Origin of the sequence: Croceibacterium selenioxidans, from assembly GCF_018599195.1 — a bacterium.
In the GTDB taxonomy this organism is placed as follows: domain Bacteria; phylum Pseudomonadota; class Alphaproteobacteria; order Sphingomonadales; family Sphingomonadaceae; genus Croceibacterium_A; species Croceibacterium_A selenioxidans.
The window spans coordinates 16,491-34,765 of sequence record NZ_JAHFVK010000001.1 but is presented as its reverse complement, the minus strand read 5'-3'; the positions used below and the strand labels follow the sequence as shown (position 1 = coordinate 34,765).

Here is an 18,275-nt window from a genome sequence, read left to right as displayed (position 1 = left end):
AGCCCGCCTCAAAACATCTGCAGCCGGGACAACGCCGCCAGTACCGCCGCCACGCCGAACAAGGCCGCGAATCCGGCCCAGGCTCTCCCGGCTCGCCCCACCAGCGCCCTCGCGAAGTGGAGAAAGCGGTCGCCCGAGGCGAGGATCAGCGCGCCCTCGGCGACCGCGATGCCGCCGATCACGCTGACCGTGATCGACAGCCAGTCGCCAGGCCGCCAGGGGTTAACGAGGTAGATCGCGGCACCCAGCGCCAGCGCGACCAGGCCGGTGAGGAAGCGCAAGGCCGGGCTGCGCTCGAAGTCCTTGAGCATCGCCCACCAGGTGTTAGGCGCCCGCAGCTCACCCACCGCCGCGGCCAGCGCGTAGAACCCGATAAACAGCAGGATCCAGGCGGAAACGTCTGTATTTGCGGCCATATACCGGTCTCCTCTCGAGCGAGAGGTTAGGCCTTCAAAGGCCGCAGGTCCACTAGCGTCGGGATTGCACTTCGCGCCGCGTCACAAGCTGGCTTGACGAGTTCGCCCGCCCCGATCAGCAGGCCACCTCAGGACTCGAAGCTTCGAAGGTCGCTAACAGGGCAGAAAGCGTTTGGCGACTAAGTGCCAAATTATTCAGACGTTCGTCGACGCGCTCGATCTGTTCCCGCAAGAGCAGTTTCAGCTCATCGCAGGATTCATAGGCGGCCAACCGTTCCAGCGAGCAAGGTAGAAACTGGCGGATCACAGGCAGTGTCATGCCCGCCTCGCCGAGGTGCTGGACTTGCCTGATGATCTCCTCCTCAGCCGGTCCATAATCCCGATATCCGTTCTGGGTCCTAGTAGGCGTTAGAATCCCCTGAGCTTCGTAATAGCGAAGCATTCGGACGCTAACGCCAGTCCGCGTGGACAGTTCACCTATGCGCACAATAGCCTCTTGACCCTAACAGCGCTGTCAGGGTGTAAACGCGCCGCCCAATAAGTCAATTCCAAGGGCAACCACCATGTCGGACACTTCTAGCTTTCAAACTCAAATCGATGGTCGGCCGGCCACGCGTGAGGACCTCATACCGCTGGCGTTTTCGGGCTTCGCGCATTTCACCGCCATGCAATTGCAGGGGGGACGCGTAAGGGGGTTGGATCTCCATCTCGCGCGCCTTCGCACGGCCTCACTCGAGTTCTTTGGTCGGGCAGTCCCAGACAGTCATATTGATGTTCTTTTGCGGCGTGCAGTCGAGGGCGGGCCGGCTGAGCAATCGTTGACGGTTACGGTATTCTCGCGTGCCGGCGAATTCACCGCGGTTGGCGGGGAGCAGACTCCGGCCGTCCTTATCCGCACGGGACCGCCGGCCAGCGGCCCTAAGGGCCCGCTGCGGCTCGCGGTCGTTGAACACGAACGTCCGCTTCCTGGCATCAAGCACGTCGGCGAATCGGCCAAGACCTACTTTCTCCGAAAGGCAGTGGTGGAGGGCTACGATGATGCGGCCTTTATCGACTCGAGAGGACGGCTTAGCGAGGCGACAATTTGGAACCTCGCCTTCTGGGACGGCGAAGCGGTCATCTGGCCCGAGGCGGCTGTTTTGCCAGGCGTGACAATGGCGATCGTCCGACGCCAGTTGACACGGCGAGGCATTCCGCAACGCCAGGAAGTGGTGACGATGGAACGTGTGAGAAGCTTGGCAGGGGCAGTCATGAATTCCTGGACGCCCGGCATCGGGTTAGTGGGTATGGGACCGGTCGAAATGCCTGCTCCTGATGCCCTGGTGGCGATCCTCCATGACGCCTATCTCAGCGAACCGGCAACTATTCTGCGACCATGGCCTACCAGCTAATGGCTAGAGCCCGATCGCGTCGAGCAACTGGGTGATCCAGGCGCCCGTTGCCGGATCGCGCACCGGCATCGTGTTGGTATAGGCCCACACGCAACCGTCGACCTCCCCCGCGGCGAAGGCGTCGTGGACCGTGCCATACCAGGTCGCCCGTTGAGCGAGCGGGATGGTCTCGATCGCGCCGTACTCTCCCATGAATAGGGGACGGCCGGTGCGGGCGATGAAATCTTTCGCCTTCTGCACGTTGGCGGCGAGATCGGCGCTGTCGGTGCCGATCGGGAAGGCCACTCCGAACGGCGGGGTCGGCGTTACCCACGATGCGCCCTGGTGGGTGAAGTTGAACGGGTCGTAGTAGTGGAAGGTCGCGACGAGGTAGGCGTCGTCGGGCAGTGGCAAGGTCGCCAGCGAGTTGATCCCGCTCCAGAACTCGCCCCCGATCACCACCGGGCGGGTGGGATTGGTCGCGCGCACTTCGCGCAGGGCCGGTTCGAGCACCGAAAGCAGGTTGGCGTGCGTGATCTGGTCGTGCGGTTCGTTAAGCAGCTCGAACCACACCTTGTCATCCTTGTCGCGGAACCGCGCGGCGATCTGCTTCCATAGCCCCGCAAACCGCGCCGTCTGCCCGGTCGGGTTGGTGAAGAGGCTCCCCTGCGGATCGTCGTAGTGGTGCAAGTCGAGGATCACCCGCAGTCCCGCCGCCCGTGCCGTGTCGACCAGGTGCTCGACCCGATTCATGAAGGCGGCGTCGATGGTGTAGGGCGCAGTCGTCGCGGCGTGGTTGGAGAAGCGCACGGGCAGGCGCACCGTCTCGAAGCCGTGAGCCTTGATCTCAGCGAAGTCGCTGTCGACGATCGCCCGCCCCCAATCGCCCTCCTTCGGTGCTTCGAGGTGGTTGCCCATGTTGACGCAGGGCCCGATGCGGGTGTTCGCGTTGGTGAGAACCGGCGTCGCGGAGGGTGACGGGCTCGGCGAAGGCGACGGCGAGACGGTCGGTGCGGGCGTGGGCGTTCCTCCTCCGGTGGACGGACCAGAGCCGCCACCGCACGAAGACAGCACCAAGAGGCTGCACGCGACGACCGCACCGGACCACCGGGCCTTTCTCCATCGAGCCTTGCCTTCGCCCATGGTTCTTGCCTCCCCCTCTTGTGTTAGCGCTAACATGCCGCGCCGCCGCGCACGGTGTCAATCGTTCGCCTGCATGATATGATCGGTGCGAAGGGATCTCTGCTGCGACGGCACGTGCCAGTGGCCACCGAAAGGAGTGTCGCGATGAAGACTACCTCGAGATATGCAATCGGCCTCGCCGCAGCGCTGGGCCTTTCCGCCAGCGCCGCAGCACACCACGGCTGGGCCTGGACCGAAGATCAGGAAAGCCGCCTCACCGGCACGATCGTGTCGATCAGTTATGGCAATCCGCACATGCATCTCCAGGTCCGCACCGAGCAGGGCGGAGTGTGGGAAGTCGACCTCTCGCCGCCGATCGTCGCGCAAGGCTCGGGCTTTGGTCCGGGCGCGGCAAAGGCCGGGGACAAGGTCGTCGTGACGGGTCACCGGGCGCGCGACCGCGACCTCCTCGCCTTCAAGGGAGAGACAATCACCGTCGGCGGGAAGACCTACGACGTCTATCCCCAGCGCGAAAAAACGTTGAAGCCGACCGCCTGACGCATGCCTGGCCCGGACTGGCGCGCCCTCCCCTTGCCGGGCACCGGGCGCGACCGCATACCGCCGGTTGTGTTGGATGGAGGATTTCGACTCATGCGGTGCCTGTCGCTAGCCGGCGCGGCCCTTGTCATGGCCACGCTCGGTTCGATCTCCAGTCCCGCTGACGCGCAAAGACGCGCTTCGTCCGCGCAAAGGGCAACATCGGCCGCTCAGAGGGCCGCCACCGCCGCAGCCCAAAGAGCCAAGGAGGACGAAACCTGGTGCTGGGATGCGAACCAGGAATATTCGCCCCAGCAGCGGATCGCGGGCTGCAACGGCCTGCTCAAGTCGCGCACTTTGCTCGCCGAGGACCGGCCCTACGTGATTGCCATGCTGGGGTACTCGCACCACGAGCTTCAGCAATATGACGAGGCGCTGGAGAAGTTCTCCGAGAAGATCCGCCTGCAGCCCGAAGTGGCGGACGGTTATGGCTGGCGCGCCGATGTCTACCTTGAGCAGGGGGAGAACGAGCAGGCGCTCGACGATTATTCCAAGGCGCTAACCCTTCAGCCTAACTCACGGGACGCGGCAGGCTGGTACCAGAACCGCGGAATGGCGCGGGCCCATCTTGGCGACTTGAAGGGGGCGCTGCAGGATTACGACCGGTCGCTAGCGATCGGCGGGCCCGACGCCTCGCTGTTCCTCTACCGGGGCGATGTCTATCTCGACCAAAGGAAATACCGCGACGCGATCGAGGATTACTCCGAGGCCATCGAACTCGCCCCCCAGGATGGTCGCACCTGGAACGCGCGCTGCTGGGCCCGCGGAGCGCAAGGGCGCAATCTGGACAAGGCGCTGGCAGATTGCGAGGCGGCGCTCAACCTCGACGGCAACAGCTCGGACACCCACGATAGCCGCGGCCTGGTGCACCTCAAGCAGAAGGAGTGGGAGGCTGCCCTGGAGGACTACGAGACATCCCGCACGCTCGATCCCGGCGCGGCGTCAGCCTATTTCGGCCATGCGATCGCACTGCAAAGGCTCGATCGGGACGATGAGGCCGAAGCGGACTTCAAACGGGCGCTCGCGCTAGATCCAAAGATTGCGGAGAAGTACGAAGGGTGGGGCGTCAAGCGGCGTTAGAGGGGGAGGATTAAGTCCTATCCCATCGCCTGCCACTGCCGGATCGCTTCGACCGGCCAGAACAACATGATGACGTTGAGCGTCAGGTTGTCGCGGATCACCCATAGCGTCAGCAGCTCCAGAAACAGCGCCAGCGCTACGCTCGCCCAGGTCGGCAGGCGCGAGGCTGCCATGAAGCCGATAATCATCCAGGCGATGTCGGCGGCCGAATTGATGATGGAGTCGCCGCTGTAGCCGAAGCTGACGGTGACCGCGCGATAGCGGTCGATCACCATCGGCGTGTTCTCCACGATCTCCCAGGTCGCCTCGACAAGCACCGCGATCGGCAAGGCCCAGCGCGCGGGCTTGCCCCCGAACAGGCCGAGCTTGATCCACAGCAGCCAGGCGAAGAAGTACATGATCAGGCCGTGGGTGAAGTGGCTCGGCGAATACCAGTCGGTAATGTGCTGGCTATTGCCGTTGGATTCGACCACGCCGTGCCAGAGCTTGATCTCGCCGCAGGTGCATATCGGCGGCCGGTCCATCGCGAACAGGATCGCGATCGTCAGCAAGAACAAGGCCAGCGTCGCCAGCCAGGCGGCGCGGTGCGGCTTCAGTGTCATCGATTGCCCCCCGGAAACGAACTTCGCCGCTGGCGCTAAGCCTAGGTTGCCCCGTTCTGCACGTACCAGGTGACGAATTCGGCGGTGATGTCCTGTGCACCTGCGCTTTGCAACCCGGGAAGGTCCGTCGCCCTGGCCATCTTGATCTGGCTGCACCCGCGGCCACTGCCGTATGTCTGGGCGCCCTGGCTGATGCGGGCCTGGACCGGACCGACAAGTTCCGACTGGCGCGCGCTATAGTCGGCCTTGAGCTGATCCTGCCTGGCGGCGAGCTGCGCCCTCAGGTGCTGCTCTTCTTCCGAAGGCCCCGCCTCGGCGCGTTCAACTGGCGCTCCGTTTTCGTCGAGCTCTTGCTGCTGCGGGCGGTTCGCGGCCTGCAGGCGGTCGAGCGCTGCCTTCAGGCGGTTCACTTCCTCGACCTGCGGGCGCAGCGCCTCGTCCAGCTTGCGGATCGCGCTGCCGAGTTCATCGATCCCGCCCGGCGGAGCAGCCACGAGCTTGGGCACCTGAATATAACAGGATGATCCAGCGCCTTCTTGCGCTGCGGCGGATACCGAAAGGGCTGCGATTGTGCAGCCGGCGGCGAACAAGATCAGTTTCATGACCTCTCTCCCAAAAGGTCCGGGAGTCGAAGCTATCACAGATGCAGCGGTGGTCAACGCGAGGGCGGGCGTTGCGCCGCCTGTTTCATCGGCTAAGTGGTTGAGCATGGCTGATCGGAACTGCGATATCGCCCTCGTCGGCGGCGGGTTGTCCGGCGGCCTGATCGCGCTGGCACTGGCGCGGCACAGGCCGGAACTCACGGTCTCGTTGTTCGAAGCGGGCGATCGGCTCGGGGGCCATCATCGCTGGAGCTGGTTCGAAAGCGACCTCACGCCCGAAGGCGCAGCGCTGCTCGACGGCTTTCGGCTGACGCGGTGGGAACGAGGCTACGACGTGTGCTTTCCGGGCGTCTCGCGCCACCTTGGCACCCGTTACCGCTCGCTGGCGTCCGTCGACTTTGCGCAAGGGCTCGAGAATCTCCTCGCCAAAGGGACCATCCGTTGCGGGACCGATGTTCGGTCGCTCGACCGGCACGGTGTCACCCTGGCGGGGGCAGAGCGGGTCACGGCCGGGGCCGTCATCGATTGTCGGGGCTTCGAACAGGCCTCGCAGCTAAGCGGCGGCTGGCAAGTCTTCATGGGTCGGCACATACACACCGCGGCCCCGCACGGGATCGAGCACCCGGTGATCATGGACGCGGACGTCGAACAGATCGGCGGTTACCGCTTCGTCTACGTCCTGCCGCTCGGGCCGAACGAAATCTTTGTCGAGGACACTTATTACCAGGACGAACCCACGCTCGACCGGAAGGCGCTTTCGGCGCGAATCGACGCTTATTGCCAGGACAACGGCTGGACCGGCGAGACCGTCGACACCGAAACCGGGGTCTTGCCGGTGATCACGGGGGGCGACTTTGCCGCTTTCCAGCACGCCCAGCGCATCGAAGGCGTCGGCGTGGCCGGCGCGCGGGGCGGGTTCGCTCATCCGCTGACGAGCTACACCCTGCCCTTCGCGGTGGAGACGGCACTTGCGATCGCGAAGGCGACCCACCTCTCGGGCGAAGAAATCGCGATATTGCTGGAACAACGTGCCCGCCACCACTGGCGTTCGACACGGTTCTACCGCAAGCTCGGCGTCATGCTCTTCCGCGCCGCCCGACCCGAAGACCGCTGGCAAATCTTCGACCGGTTTTATCGCCTGGATCGTCGGCTCATCGAACGCTTCTACGCCGGCCGCTCGACGCGCGCCGACAAAGCTCGCATCCTTTGCGGGCGGCCGCCCGTTCCCGTCCATCGCGCGGTGAAGGCCGTGCTGGGGGCCGCATGAGCAGTGTCGAAGGCAGACGCGCCTGTGTGATCGGCGCCGGGTTCGGCGGGCTTGCACTCGCCATCCGGTTGCAGGCGGCAGGCGTCGCGACGACGCTGGTCGAGGCGCGCGACAAACCCGGCGGCCGTGCCTACTACTGGCAACGCGACGGCTTCACTTTCGACGCCGGGCCAACCGTGATCACCGACCCCAAGTGCCTGCGCGAACTCTGGGCGCTCACCGGCCATGACATGGCGGCCGATGTCGAGCTTCTCCCGGTCATGCCGTTCTACCGCTTGAGCTGGCCCGATGGGACGGTGTTCGACTATTCGAACGACGAGAACGAACTGCGCCGGGAAATCGCGCGGCTCGACCCGGGAGATATCGCCGGATACGACGCCTTCCTTCAGTACTCGGCCGCGGTTTACGAAGAAGGTTACGTCAAGCTCGGCGCGGTGCCGTTCCTCGACTTCCAGAGCATGATCAAGGCCGCACCTACGCTCGCGAAGCACCAGGCCTGGCGTTCGGTCTACGACCTTGTCAGCAAACACGTCCGCAACGAAAAGCTGCGCCAGGCGCTGAGCTTCCACACCCTGCTCGTTGGCGGCAATCCGATGACCGCCAGCAGCATCTACGCGCTGATCCACAAGCTGGAGCAGGACGGCGGCGTATGGTGGGCGCGGGGCGGCACCAATCGTCTGGTCGCCGGTATGCTGCGCCATTTCGAACGGCTCGGCGGCGAGGTTCGCCTGCACGATCCCGTGGTGCGCATCGACAGCACCGGCAACCGGGTGGAGCAAGTCGAAACGCAAAGCGGCTGGCAAGGGCGGTTCCACGCTATCGCCAGCAATGCCGACATCGTCCACTCCTACCGCGACCTGCTTGGTACCAGCCAGCGTGGGCAGGTCATGGGTCGGCGGCTGGCGAAGAAGCGCTTCAGCCCTTCGTTGTTCGTGGTGCATTTCGGGATCGAAGGTCACTGGCCGGGCATTCCCCACCATATGATCCTGTTCGGTCCGCGTTACGAAGGTTTGCTCGACGATATCTACGTCAACGGCGTGCTGCCGGCCGATTTCTCGATCTACCTCCATCACCCCACGGTGACCGACCCGACGATGGCGCCAGAAGGCATGAGCACGTTTTATGCCCTGGTGCCGGTCGCGCACATGGGCAAGCTGGCCATCGACTGGGAACAGTATGGCCCGCTGCTGGAGAAGCGCATCCTCGACGAAGTGGGCCGGCGGCTGATCCCGGACATCCACGACCGCATCCTGACCAAGTTCCACTACGCCCCGCGCGATTTCGCGCTCGACCTCAATGCCCACGTCGGTAGCGCGTTCAGCCTCGAGCCGATCCTCACGCAGAGTGCCTATTTCCGCGGTCACAACCGCGACGACGTGCTGCACAACTTCTACCTCGTCGGCGCCGGGACCCATCCTGGGGCGGGCATCCCCGGAGTGGTCGCGAGCGCGAAGGCGACCGCGGGGCTGATGCTGGAGGACCTCGCGCGATGAAACGCCTGGCGGTCTACTGCGGCTCGGCCTCGCCCGCCGATCCTCGTTATGAGGAACTGGCGATGGATGTCGGCAAGGCGCTCGCCCAGCGCGGCATCGGCGTGGTCTACGGCGGCGGCAAGATCGGGCTTATGGGCGCCGTTGCCGCCGGAGCCCTGCTCGAAGGGGGCGAGGTCGTCGGCGTGATCCCCGAAGCGCTGGTGGCCGCGGAGCTGGCCAATCGCGCCTGTACGGAACTGCACGTCGTCTCCACCATGCACGAGCGCAAGAAGGCCTTCACAGACCTTTCCGACGGGTTCCTCACCCTGCCCGGTGGCGTCGGCACGATGGACGAGTTGTGGGAAGCTTTGAGTTGGGCCCAGCTTGGATATCACGCCAAACCGGTGGGTCTGCTCAATGCCTACGGCTTCTACGACGGGCTGATCGAATTCTACCACCGCATGGGTGAGAGCGGGTTCGTCCGGGCCGAGCACCGCGGCATCCTGCTCCACCATCCGTCACTCGATCCGCTGGTGGCGAGCATGGAAGGCTATGTGCCGCACCGACCGATCTTCCGGATGAGTGCGGAGGAGCTGTAGCGCCATGGCGATCCGCAGCTTCAAGGACCGTCGCCCCCGTCTGCTCGCGCCGTCGCGCATACTGCGGCCACCGGTGCGGCAAGTCGGAGGCGGGCGCGAGCGCGAGGAGCTGCTTGAGGAGGCTCGCGAGTCCATCGCCAAAGGCAGCAAGAGCTTCGCGCTGGCCAGCCGCCTGTTCGATCGGCCCACGCGCGAAAAGGCCTGGCTGCTCTACGCCTGGTGCCGCCGCTGCGACGACATTGCCGACGGTCAGGAATTCGGCTGGCGGGCCGATGACGAGGAACTCGCCGAGCACCGCATCCAGGCGCTGCGCGTTCTCACCCGCCGCGCGCTCGACGGCCAGCCCACCGCCGATCCCGCGTTCGACGCCTTCGGCCAGGTCGCGCTGGAGGCCCGGCTGACCGAACAGATGGCCGATGACGTGATCGCCGGGTTCGAACTCGACGCCGAAGGCTGGCGCCCCCGTACGGAGGGCGACCTGATGCGCTATTGCTACCACGTGGCGGGAGCGGTCGGGGTGATGATGGCCCACGTAATGGGGGTGCCTGACGACGACGAGACCATGCTCGACCGCGCATGCGATCTCGGCCTGGCGTTCCAGCTCGCCAACATCGCGCGCGACATATCCGAGGACGACGCTGCCGGCCGCTGCTACCTGCCCGTCGAATGGCTGGTGGAGGCTGACATCCCGCCCGGCGAACACATGAAGCCGAACCATCGAGAAGCGCTCGTCGCCTTGGTTGCGCGCCTGGTCGACCTTTCCGAACAACACGAAGCCGCCGCTCGGATCGGGGCGGCGCAATTGCCGTTCCGCCAACGCTGGGCGGTGCTTTCGGCGGCGAACATTTACCTCGCCATAGCGCGCAAGGTGCGGGCCTGTGGCGTGAAGGCCTGGGATCACCGAGTGACGGTGTCGCTGCCGGCAAAAATCGGCGCCGTACTGCGGGCGTTCTCGCAAGCTCTGGCTCGTCCGCAGGAGCCTGCCCAATGGCCGCGCTGGACGCGGGGAGAGATCTTGCTTGCCGTACGCATGGAAGGCCCGATCGCCCCGATCCCCATGACCCCGCTGCCGGATGAGGATTCATGACAAATCCGACCAGGGAGGATTCATGATCCGTTCGCTCCTGATCGCCAACCGGGGAGAGATCGCCTGTCGGGTGATCCGCACCGCGCGGGAGATGGGGATCCGGACGATCGCAGTCTACTCGGACGCCGACGCCCGGGCACTGCACGTGCGGCAGGCGGATGAGGCGGTGCACATCGGCCCTTCGGCCGCGGCAGAGAGCTACCTGCGCGGCGAGACGATTATCGAGGCAGCGTTGGCCACCGGAGCCGAGGCAATCCATCCCGGCTACGGTTTCCTCAGCGAGAACGCCGAGTTCGCCGAGGCGGTGATGGCGGCCGGATTGATCTGGGTAGGCCCGCGCCCGGCGAGTATACGCGCCATGGGCCTCAAGGACGCGGCCAAGAAGCTGATGCAGGATGCGGGCGTGCCGGTCACCCCGGGGTATATGGGCGACGACCAGTCGCCCGAACGCCTGCTGACCGAAGCGGAAGCGATCGGCTGGCCCGTGCTCATCAAGGCGGTTGCGGGCGGCGGCGGCAAGGGCATGCGCAAGGTCGATGCGGCCGACCAGTTTCTCGACATGCTGGAGAGTTGTCAGCGCGAAGCGAAGGCCAGCTTCGGCAACGCCGAGGTTCTGCTGGAAAGATGGATCACCTCACCTCGGCACATCGAGGTGCAGGTGTTCGGCGACACCCACGGCAGCGTGGTACACTTGTTCGAGCGCGACTGTTCGCTCCAACGCCGACACCAGAAGGTGATCGAGGAGGCCCCTGCTCCCGGCATGAATTCGGCCACCCGAGAGGCGATATGTGCCGCCGCGGTGCGAGCGGCGAAGGCAGTCGATTATGTCGGCGCCGGCACGATCGAGTTCATCGCCGATGCCCGTGAGGGCCTTAGCGCCGAACGCATTTTCTTCATGGAGATGAACACTCGCCTGCAAGTCGAACATCCGGTGACCGAGGAAATCACCGGGGTGGACCTGGTTGAGTGGCAGTTGCGGGTGGCGAGCGGGGAGGCTCTGCCGAAGCGGCAGGAGGAGTTGTCCATCAAAGGCTGGGCGATGGAAGCCCGGCTCTACGCAGAGGATCCGGCAACGGGATTCCTGCCGAGCACGGGAAGGCTCGATCGCCTGCATTTTCCCTCCGGGGTGCGTATCGAGACCGGTGTCGAGGAGGGCGACGCCATCTCGCCTTTTTACGATCCCATGATCGCCAAGCTGGTCGCGTCTGCGGAAGATCGCGAAACCGCGCGGCGCGTCTTGTCCGAGGCCTGCGGTGAAACCTCGTGCGCGCCGGTGAAGACGAACGCCTGGTTTCTCAAGCGGTTGCTCGAAACCGAACAGTTCGCCATCGGCAAGGTGGAGACCGGCTTCATTGCCGACCACGAGGAGACGTTGACCACTCGATCGGCGCCGTCGGAGCGCTCCCTCAGCGAAGCCCTCGACAGGTTGCTGCGCCTGGCGAGCCATGGCGATCCGCGAGTGACGGGCCTCGCGGCCTTTCGGCTCAATTCGCGGCGCCAGCCCAGGCAGGTGCTGAACGTGGACGGCCATCCCACCGAGTTCACCTACACTCCGACCCTGCCCGGCCAAGACGCGCGACAGGGTTTCCGGGATTTGCCGCAATCCGACGCTCAACTCCTGAGCCTGGATGGGGACAGCTTCGTCATCGACTGGCCGCGGGCCGAAGGGACATCCGGAGCCTCTGTCGCCGACGGCGCAATCGTCTCTCCCATGCCGGGCAAGGTCATCGCGGTCGATGTGGCCGAGGGTGAGATCGTGAGCAAAGGCCAGCGCCTGCTGGTGCTCGAGGCGATGAAGATGGAGCATTCGCTAACCGCGCCGTTCACGGGAACCGTCGCGGAACTCAAAGTGGCGGAGGGTCAGCAGGTGCAGGTGGAAGCGCTGCTGGCAAGGGTGGAAAAGGGCGCCTAGTTTCTTTCCCTATGCGGGGGTTGCGCAGTCTGGTTCACTGCGGCATTCTCGCGCGAAATACTTTGTTTTCAGGGGGATACTGATGGAAAGCACCGCAGCCGTAGCATACGCACCTTCGCGCGAATCCCAGGTCAAGGTGATCGCGGCCAGCTCGCTCGGCACGGTGTTCGAGTGGTATGACTTTTATCTCTACGGCCTGCTCGCCACGATCATCACTGCGCAGTTCTTCTCCGGTGTGAACGAAACGACGGGCTTCATCCTCGCCCTCGCCGCCTTCGCCGCCGGCTTTGCTGTGCGGCCATTCGGAGCGCTGGTGTTCGGGCGGATCGGCGACCTCGTCGGGCGCAAGAATACCTTTCTCGTGACCATGGGCCTGATGGGCGCCTCGACCTTCGCCGTAGGATTGCTGCCGTCCTATGCCTCGATCGGCGTCGCCGCGCCGCTCATGCTGGTCGGGCTGCGGCTGATCCAGGGCCTCGCTCTGGGCGGCGAATACGGCGGCGCGGCCACTTACGTCGCCGAGCATGCGCCGGAGGGGAAGCGCGGGTTCTACACCAGCTTCATCCAGACCACCGCCACGCTTGGCCTTTTCGCGGCGCTGCTGGTGGTGATCGGCCTGCGCACCTGGATGGGCGAGGCTGCTTTCGCCGCCTGGGGGTGGCGCCTGCCGTTCCTGCTTTCGGCGATCCTGCTCGGCGTTTCGCTGTGGATCCGCCTGCAACTGCAAGAGAGCCCGGTGTTTCAGAAGATGAAGGAGGAAGGCACGACCTCCAAGGCGCCGCTGACCGAGGCCTTTGGCAAGTGGCGCAACCTGCGGCTGGTACTGATCGCGCTGCTCGGTGCCGTCGCCGGGCAAGCGGTGGTCTGGTACACCGGCCAGTTCTACGCGCTGTTCTATCTTGAGCGCATTCTCAAGGTAGACGGCGGCACGGCCAACGTTCTCATTGCGATCGCCCTGATTATCGGCACGCCATTCTTCGTGGTGTTCGGATGGCTATCCGACAAGATTGGCCGTAAGCCCATCATCCTGACGGGCTGCGCGCTGGCCGCGATCCTCTACTTCCCGCTGTTCGGCGCGCTGACCGAGGCGGCCAATCCCGCCCTCGCCCACGCCCAGGCGCGCGCGCCGGTGTCGGTGGTGGCGAATCCGGCGACCTGCTCGGTGCAGTTCGACCCGATCGGCAAGACGACTTTCGACAAGACCGGTTGCGACATCGCCAAGTCCGCGCTCGCCAAGGCCGGCATTCCCTACGTCAACGAGGAGACACCGGGCGATCCGGTGGTCATGGTCGGCGAGGTGCAGATCGACATCCACGACAAGGCCTCGTTCGACGCCATGCTGACGCCGGCGCTCGAGGCCGCAGGCTATCCGCTCAAGGCCGATCCGGCCCAGACCAATACCGTGATGGTCGTGGCAATCCTCACCGTCCTCGTGCTGCTGGTGACCATGGTCTATGGCCCGATTGCCGCGCTGCTGGTGGAGCTGTTCCCGAGCCGCATCCGCTATACCGCGATGAGCCTGCCCTATCACATCGGCAACGGCTGGTTCGGTGGCTTCCTGCCAACGATCGCCTTCGCGATGGTCGCCGCCTCCGGCGATATCTACGCCGGGCTCTGGTATCCGATCGGGGTGGCGGCGTTGACCGTAGTGGTCGGTCTGTTGTTCCTGCCCGAGACCTTCAAGCGGTCTATCGACCACCAGCATTGAGCTGACCCCCTCCCGCAAAGCGAGAGGGGGGTTAGCCCATGACCCTCGCGGGTGGATTGAGGCGCCGGAACAGCCTGCCCCTCTCGCTGTAGGAGACCAACACCAGCGCGCTGACGCTGCAGATCAGCAGCGCGTGGGCGAAAGGCTGGGCGGTTCCGTCGTAGGCCTGGCCGATGATCAGCCCGACCACGGCCGCGCCGAACATGCGGAAGAAGGTCTGGATGCTGCTAGCCGCGCCAGCGATCGTGGCGAAGGGCTGCATCGCGATCGAACCGAAGTTGGCGCCAAGGAAGCCGAGCAAGCCGAGGTTCGTCGCCATCAGGGGCAGGAACCAGGCGATGCTGTCGGGCCGGTAGTGCGAGGCCCATACCTGCACCATGCTCACGACAATGAACACCAGCACGCCGCTATGCGACACGCGCCGGGCGCCGAAGCGTTCGACAATGCGCGAATTGACGAGGTTCGAGACGACCATCATCGCAGCCGTGGCGCCGAACACGATGGGGAACATGTCGCCCATCCCGAAATGCTCGCCGATCAGCTGCTGCGCGCTGTTAACGTAGCCGAATACCGCGCCGATCAGCAGCATGGTGCCGAGGACGTAGCCGATCGAGGCGCGGTTGATCAGCGCCACCCGCATGTTCTTGGCGATCACCGGAATGTCGATCTGCTGGCGGTGCGCCGGATCGAGCGTCTCGGGAAGCCGGGTCCACACCCAGCACGCGGCCGCCACCGCGACCAGAGACAGCAACACGAAGATCCAGCGCCATCCGGCGAACAGCAGCACGGCCTGGCCCAGGCTCGGAGCGATCACCGGCACGGCGATGAACACCGCGCTGACCAGGCTCATAAGCCGGGCCATGCGGTCGCCTTCATACTGGTCGCGGATAATCGCGGTGGGAACGACCATCAGGCCGGCGGTCAGCATCCCCTGCATCCCGCGCAGGGCCAGCAACACGTAAAAGTCCTGCACCAGCGCGATCAGCAGCGAGAACACGGTGTAGGCCGCCAGCGAGAACAATAGCAGCGGCCGCCGACCGAACCGGTCGGCGAAGGCCCCCGGAACCAGGCAGCCGATCCCGTTGGCGAGCAAGTATACCGCCACCACCAACTGGCGCTGGTTGCCGCCTGCGGCACCAAGCTCGCGCGCCATGTCGTCGAGCGCCGGCAGCATGCCGTCGATCGTCAGCGCGTTGAGGCTCATCAACAGGGCGACCATTACCACCAGCTCCTTGCGGCCAATGGTCTTCTTGTCGTGCGGGACTCCGGTTATCGTCATGCGGGCGCCCGTAGCCCCATGTTGCGGTGCAACACAACGGTTAGATTGCTTTGATGACGAGTACCGTTCCTTCTCCGACCTCCGACGACGAAGAGGCGGCGCTCGGCCTGCGCAAGATAATCCATGTCGACATGGATGCCTTCTTCGCCAGCGTGGAACAGCGCGACAACCCGGACCTGCGCGGCAGGCCGGTCGCCGTCGGCGGGTCGAGCGGGCGCGGTGTGGTCGCGGCAGCCAGCTACGAGGCGAGGAAGTTCGGCGTCCGCTCCGCCATGCCCTCGCTCACCGCCAAGCGGCTCTGCCCCGACCTGATTTTCTGCAAGGCTCGTTTCGACGCCTATGCCGAGGTCTCGCAGCAAATCCGCGCGATCTTCCTCGACTTCACCCCGCACGTCGAGCCGCTGAGCCTCGACGAGGCCTATCTCGACGTGACCGAGGACTTGCGCGGGATCGGCTCCGCTACGCGCATCGCCGAGTTGATCCGCCAACGCATCCGCGAGGAAACCCAGCTCACCGCCAGCGCGGGTGTCTCGTACAATAAATTCCTCGCCAAGCTGGCCAGCGACCAGAACAAGCCCGACGGCCTGTGCGTTATCCGCCCGGGCCAGGGTGCAGCCTTCGTGCAGAGCCTGCCGGTGCGGCGCTTCCACGGCATCGGCCCGCGCGGGGCGGAGAAGATGGCGAGGCTCGGTATCGAGACGGGCGCCGACCTTGCGGCCAGGGACATCGCCTGGCTGCGCGGCCACTTCGGCAGCTTTGCCGACTATCTCTACCGCGCGGCGCGGGGAATCGATCTGCGCCCGGTTCGCGCCAACCGGATTCGCAAGTCGATCGGAGGGGAACGCACATTCTTCGAGGACATTTCGAGCGGCCAGGCGCTGCGCGAGGCGCTCGACAACATCATCGACATCGTCTGGGACCGGATCGCCGAGAAGGACGCTCGCGGCCGCACGGTGACGCTGAAGATGAAGTATACCGACTTCCAGCTTTCCACCCGCGCCCGATCTCTCTCGCAACCGATCAAGGACAAAGCCGAATTCGCCAAGGTTGCCCGCGCCTTGCTCGACGAACAGCTGCCCTTGCCGCTGCCGATCCGGCTGATGGGCCTGACCCTGAGCTCGCTCGAGCGCGATGCCGGGACCGAGGAGCGGCCGCGGGACGACGCCCAGCTATCGCTGCTCTGACTTAAGCGCGCCAGACTTCAGAGCGGTCACGGCGAGTTCGACGTGACTGGGGACCAGCCGCGCGCAGTCGGCCGGTAGGTGCGCGGGATCGAACAGGCCGACCTCGACAATCTCACGCATGTCGGGTCTCGGCGTGCCATTGAGCCGCGCCGCGAACAAGTGCACCGTGTCGCGCGATCCGGAAATATCGAGCTCGCGCGCTTCCAGAAGGGTGAGGTTCGACAGCTCGCAGGACAGTTCTTCGCGAAACTCGCGCGCGGCGGCCAGGGCCGGATCCTCCTGTTCGCCCATCCCTCCACCGGGAGCCGACCACACCCGAAGGCCGTAAGAATGGCGAACTAGGAGAACCCGCCCCTGTTCGTCGAAGGCCAGCACCACGACGCTGGTCCGGCGCGGGCGGCTGATGACCCACCACCGCTTCCGCAGGCCGTCGGCAACGCGATAGAGCTGCCGGTGCAAGGGAGCGGGGATCAGGTGAAGCATGTCACTTTCTGCCGGGCCTCCCGCAACAGCCGCGTTACCGGCAGGTCATGTTCGCCTCTTGCCGCGGTCTCGAACACGGAGCGCTTCTCTGTGCCGCGGATGACGAACAGCAATTCTTCACTATCGAGCAACGCCGGGATCGTCAGAGTGATCCTGTCGAACGGCGCTTCGGGCGGCAGGGGATCGGGAGTCAGCCGGCGGACGCGCTGGGGGTCGTCAGCTCGCGGGTCGGTGTTGGGAAAGAGCGAGGCGATATGCCCGTCGCCGCCCATCCCGAGCCAGGCCAGCGCAAAATGCGGCACCTCTTCCATGGTCGTCAGGGTCACGACTTCGGCGCCGACCGGTTCGAGCAGTCGGCGGATCTTGCCCGTGTTGCTGGCTGGATGATCCTCCGGCACCAGCCGGTCGTCGCCCGGCCAGACCGTCATCCGCCGCCAATCTAGCGAGGTGCTGGCGAGGGCCGACAGGATCGGGAACGGCGTTGAACCCCCTGGCACGGTAATCGCCACCGGTTCGGGGGAGCGCGAGAGCGCGGCCTCGATCCGCCCACACAACCAGACTGCGATCTCGTCGTCGGTGGCGTCTTCAATGATCTCGATCTCGGTCATTCAGCCCAGTATGCCTCGCCCGACCAGCCCCGTCACCATCGCTGCGGTGATCAGCAGCCCGGCGATCGAGAAGCGCAGTGGCTTCAGCGGAACCCGGGCTTCCCATGCCGCGCCCTTGAACCAGGCCGCGGTCAGTACTGCCCCGCTGCCAAGCGCGCCGCCGGCCGCGGCGAGTGCCGGTGCCCCAGTTGAGGCCGCGAGGGCGAAGACCAGGAAACCGGCCGCCCCTGTTACTTGCGCCACGCCGAGGACCAGCAGGATCGCGCCGAACGAGCGAGTGGGTTCGCGCGGGGAGCGGCCGGGGCCCAGCACGGCGAGTTCGAGGCCGGCCAGCAACAGTACGATGGCAACCAGCAGCGCCTGCGCCTGAGGGGCCAACTGCGCCGCAAGGCCACTGCCCAGCCACGCCGCCAGCGCGCTGGCAGCGATGCACGCTATCCAGCTCGCCACCAGTAAGCCTGGCGCCGGACCCAGCCCCGCCGAAAGGCGCGCCACCCGCACCGCTTCGCGCCCGCCAAGGGCGGCCGCTGCGGCGACGAGCAGAGCGAGAAAGAACGACGGCATCGTGGCAAATCCCCCAGTGGCGCGACCCTATACGAACGAGGTCCGATTGCGAAAGGCCGGGCGTCGACTCCTCTCGCGCCAACCAGCTTGCAACGGTTCACCGCTCGGGCCGGTCTGACTGGCCGTAAAGTTAACAACGTGGTTAAAATCGTTCATTTGCCAGCAAGGTTAGCCTGAACAGTCCTGACATCGGACGCGTTCGAGCACTGGTCGCAAGCCACAAAGTTGTTCAGCGAGATGAATGGGCTTCTGACCGCCAGGCACTCCATCACGGACGCTGCCGGGCGGAACGTCGCGAACGCGAGGAGGCGGATTTTGACGTT

General features: G+C 65.3%; 19 protein-coding genes. 10 read left to right on the top strand and 9 right to left on the bottom strand.

Features of this window, described 5'->3' with window-relative positions; translation table 11 throughout:
- Positions 1 to 8: 8 nt before the first annotated feature.
- Both KK137_RS00170 and KK137_RS00165 read right to left on the bottom strand, forming a co-directional pair.
- Positions 9 to 416 (bottom strand): hypothetical protein, encoded by a 408-nt coding sequence (locus KK137_RS00170; protein ID WP_214533801.1) that lies wholly within the window; start codon positions 414 to 416, stop codon positions 9 to 11.
- A gap of 115 nt (positions 417 to 531) precedes the next feature.
- Complete coding sequence (locus tag KK137_RS00165; RefSeq protein WP_214533799.1) at positions 532 to 903, bottom strand: MerR family transcriptional regulator; 372 nt, start codon at positions 901 to 903, stop codon at positions 532 to 534.
- 76 nt (positions 904 to 979) lie between these two features.
- Here KK137_RS00165 and KK137_RS00160 point away from each other — a divergent pair, with 76 nt between their 5' ends.
- Positions 980 to 1,807, top strand: coding sequence for an aminotransferase class IV family protein (locus KK137_RS00160; protein ID WP_214533797.1), 828 nt, complete (start codon positions 980 to 982; stop codon positions 1,805 to 1,807).
- 3 nt (positions 1,808 to 1,810) lie between these two features.
- Here the strand turns inward: KK137_RS00160 and KK137_RS00155 are convergent, their stop codons facing one another.
- On the bottom strand, positions 1,811 to 2,929 hold the full coding sequence (locus KK137_RS00155) for a glycoside hydrolase family 5 protein (protein ID WP_250893524.1): 1,119 nt from the start codon (positions 2,927 to 2,929) through the stop codon (positions 1,811 to 1,813).
- A 144-nt stretch (positions 2,930 to 3,073) separates the two neighbouring features.
- Here KK137_RS00155 and KK137_RS00150 point away from each other — a divergent pair, with 144 nt between their 5' ends.
- Together KK137_RS00150 and KK137_RS00145 are read left to right on the top strand one after the other, a co-directional pair.
- Positions 3,074 to 3,466 (top strand): DUF6152 family protein, encoded by a 393-nt coding sequence (locus tag KK137_RS00150; RefSeq protein ID WP_214533796.1) that lies wholly within the window; start codon positions 3,074 to 3,076, stop codon positions 3,464 to 3,466.
- Between the two features lie 93 nt (positions 3,467 to 3,559).
- Positions 3,560 to 4,585: a tetratricopeptide repeat protein gene (locus KK137_RS00145; protein ID WP_214533795.1), complete on the top strand. Its 1,026-nt coding sequence runs from the start codon at positions 3,560 to 3,562 to the stop codon at positions 4,583 to 4,585.
- 17 nt (positions 4,586 to 4,602) lie between these two features.
- Here KK137_RS00145 and KK137_RS00140 read toward each other — a convergent pair whose 3' ends face one another.
- Positions 4,603 to 5,187, bottom strand: coding sequence for a DUF2585 family protein (locus KK137_RS00140; RefSeq protein WP_214533794.1), 585 nt, complete (start codon positions 5,185 to 5,187; stop codon positions 4,603 to 4,605).
- A gap of 41 nt (positions 5,188 to 5,228) precedes the next feature.
- Positions 5,229 to 5,789 carry a hypothetical protein gene (locus tag KK137_RS00135; RefSeq protein WP_214533793.1) on the bottom strand — a complete coding sequence of 187 codons (561 nt, stop codon included), beginning with the start codon at positions 5,787 to 5,789 and terminating at the stop codon, positions 5,229 to 5,231.
- A gap of 106 nt (positions 5,790 to 5,895) precedes the next feature.
- On the opposite strand from KK137_RS00135, the gene crtY reads away from it, so the two are divergent.
- The 6 genes from crtY (at position 5,896) to KK137_RS00105 (ending at position 13,834) form a co-directional block, all read left to right on the top strand.
- Positions 5,896 to 7,056: a lycopene beta-cyclase CrtY gene (crtY, locus tag KK137_RS00130; protein WP_214533792.1), complete on the top strand. Its 1,161-nt coding sequence runs from the start codon at positions 5,896 to 5,898 to the stop codon at positions 7,054 to 7,056.
- Positions 7,053 to 8,549, top strand: a complete 1,497-nt coding sequence (locus KK137_RS00125; protein ID WP_214533791.1) for a phytoene desaturase — start codon at positions 7,053 to 7,055, stop codon at positions 8,547 to 8,549. Before crtY ends, KK137_RS00125 begins: the two co-directional genes overlap by 4 nt.
- Positions 8,546 to 9,127, top strand: a complete 582-nt coding sequence (locus tag KK137_RS00120; RefSeq protein ID WP_214533790.1) for an LOG family protein — start codon at positions 8,546 to 8,548, stop codon at positions 9,125 to 9,127. Before KK137_RS00125 ends, KK137_RS00120 begins: the two co-directional genes overlap by 4 nt.
- A gap of 4 nt (positions 9,128 to 9,131) precedes the next feature.
- Entirely contained in the window at positions 9,132 to 10,214 is a 1,083-nt protein-coding gene (locus tag KK137_RS00115; protein ID WP_214533788.1) for a phytoene/squalene synthase family protein, read from the top strand.
- A 22-nt stretch (positions 10,215 to 10,236) separates the two neighbouring features.
- Positions 10,237 to 12,126, top strand: a complete 1,890-nt coding sequence (locus tag KK137_RS00110; RefSeq protein ID WP_214533786.1) for an acetyl/propionyl/methylcrotonyl-CoA carboxylase subunit alpha — start codon at positions 10,237 to 10,239, stop codon at positions 12,124 to 12,126.
- A gap of 82 nt (positions 12,127 to 12,208) precedes the next feature.
- Positions 12,209 to 13,834, top strand: a complete 1,626-nt coding sequence (locus KK137_RS00105) for an MFS transporter (RefSeq protein ID WP_214533784.1) — start codon at positions 12,209 to 12,211, stop codon at positions 13,832 to 13,834.
- Positions 13,835 to 13,865: 31 nt separating this feature from the next.
- Here the strand turns inward: KK137_RS00105 and KK137_RS00100 are convergent, their stop codons facing one another.
- Positions 13,866 to 15,113, bottom strand: coding sequence for a multidrug effflux MFS transporter (locus tag KK137_RS00100; protein ID WP_214533782.1), 1,248 nt, complete (start codon positions 15,111 to 15,113; stop codon positions 13,866 to 13,868).
- A 53-nt stretch (positions 15,114 to 15,166) separates the two neighbouring features.
- Here KK137_RS00100 and dinB point away from each other — a divergent pair, with 53 nt between their 5' ends.
- Positions 15,167 to 16,297 carry a DNA polymerase IV gene (gene dinB, locus KK137_RS00095; protein WP_214533781.1) on the top strand — a complete coding sequence of 377 codons (1,131 nt, stop codon included), beginning with the start codon at positions 15,167 to 15,169 and terminating at the stop codon, positions 16,295 to 16,297.
- Here dinB and KK137_RS00090 read toward each other — a convergent pair.
- From KK137_RS00090 to KK137_RS00080, 3 genes are read right to left on the bottom strand one after another with little or no spacing between them, the layout of a single operon-like run.
- On the bottom strand, positions 16,283 to 16,780 hold the full coding sequence (locus tag KK137_RS00090) for an NUDIX hydrolase (protein ID WP_214533779.1): 498 nt from the start codon (positions 16,778 to 16,780) through the stop codon (positions 16,283 to 16,285). The genes dinB and KK137_RS00090 overlap by 15 nt on opposite strands.
- The gene (locus KK137_RS00085) at positions 16,768 to 17,388 is read right to left on the bottom strand and encodes a 6-phosphogluconolactonase (RefSeq protein WP_214533777.1); all 621 of its coding nucleotides are present in this window, start codon (positions 17,386 to 17,388) and stop codon (positions 16,768 to 16,770) included. The genes KK137_RS00090 and KK137_RS00085 overlap by 13 nt, the downstream gene beginning before the upstream one ends.
- Positions 17,389 to 17,952 carry a hypothetical protein gene (locus KK137_RS00080; protein ID WP_214533776.1) on the bottom strand — a complete coding sequence of 188 codons (564 nt, stop codon included), beginning with the start codon at positions 17,950 to 17,952 and terminating at the stop codon, positions 17,389 to 17,391.
- Between the last annotated feature and the right edge of the window lie 323 nt (positions 17,953 to 18,275).

Excerpts from the sequence above, each read along its gene's own strand:
- KK137_RS00170 (WP_214533801.1), bottom strand. The coding sequence starts at position 416 with ATGGCCGCAAATACAGACGTTTCCGCCTGGATCCTGCTGTTTATCGGG.
- KK137_RS00160 (WP_214533797.1), top strand. The coding sequence starts at position 980 with ATGTCGGACACTTCTAGCTTTCAAACTCAAATCGATGGTCGGCCGGCC.
- KK137_RS00155 (WP_250893524.1), bottom strand. The coding sequence starts at position 2,929 with ATGGGCGAAGGCAAGGCTCGATGGAGAAAGGCCCGGTGGTCCGGTGCG.
- KK137_RS00150 (WP_214533796.1), top strand. The coding sequence starts at position 3,074 with ATGAAGACTACCTCGAGATATGCAATCGGCCTCGCCGCAGCGCTGGGC.
- KK137_RS00145 (WP_214533795.1), top strand. The coding sequence starts at position 3,560 with ATGCGGTGCCTGTCGCTAGCCGGCGCGGCCCTTGTCATGGCCACGCTC.
- KK137_RS00140 (WP_214533794.1), bottom strand. The coding sequence starts at position 5,187 with ATGACACTGAAGCCGCACCGCGCCGCCTGGCTGGCGACGCTGGCCTTG.
- KK137_RS00135 (WP_214533793.1), bottom strand. The coding sequence starts at position 5,789 with ATGAAACTGATCTTGTTCGCCGCCGGCTGCACAATCGCAGCCCTTTCG.
- crtY (WP_214533792.1), top strand. The coding sequence starts at position 5,896 with ATGGCTGATCGGAACTGCGATATCGCCCTCGTCGGCGGCGGGTTGTCC.
- KK137_RS00125 (WP_214533791.1), top strand. The coding sequence starts at position 7,053 with ATGAGCAGTGTCGAAGGCAGACGCGCCTGTGTGATCGGCGCCGGGTTC.
- KK137_RS00120 (WP_214533790.1), top strand. The coding sequence starts at position 8,546 with ATGAAACGCCTGGCGGTCTACTGCGGCTCGGCCTCGCCCGCCGATCCT.
- KK137_RS00115 (WP_214533788.1), top strand. The coding sequence starts at position 9,132 with ATGGCGATCCGCAGCTTCAAGGACCGTCGCCCCCGTCTGCTCGCGCCG.
- KK137_RS00110 (WP_214533786.1), top strand. The coding sequence starts at position 10,237 with ATGATCCGTTCGCTCCTGATCGCCAACCGGGGAGAGATCGCCTGTCGG.
- KK137_RS00105 (WP_214533784.1), top strand. The coding sequence starts at position 12,209 with ATGGAAAGCACCGCAGCCGTAGCATACGCACCTTCGCGCGAATCCCAG.
- KK137_RS00100 (WP_214533782.1), bottom strand. The coding sequence starts at position 15,113 with ATGACGATAACCGGAGTCCCGCACGACAAGAAGACCATTGGCCGCAAG.
- dinB (WP_214533781.1), top strand. The coding sequence starts at position 15,167 with ATGACGAGTACCGTTCCTTCTCCGACCTCCGACGACGAAGAGGCGGCG.
- KK137_RS00090 (WP_214533779.1), bottom strand. The coding sequence starts at position 16,780 with ATGCTTCACCTGATCCCCGCTCCCTTGCACCGGCAGCTCTATCGCGTT.
- KK137_RS00085 (WP_214533777.1), bottom strand. The coding sequence starts at position 17,388 with ATGACCGAGATCGAGATCATTGAAGACGCCACCGACGACGAGATCGCA.
- KK137_RS00080 (WP_214533776.1), bottom strand. The coding sequence starts at position 17,952 with ATGCCGTCGTTCTTTCTCGCTCTGCTCGTCGCCGCAGCGGCCGCCCTT.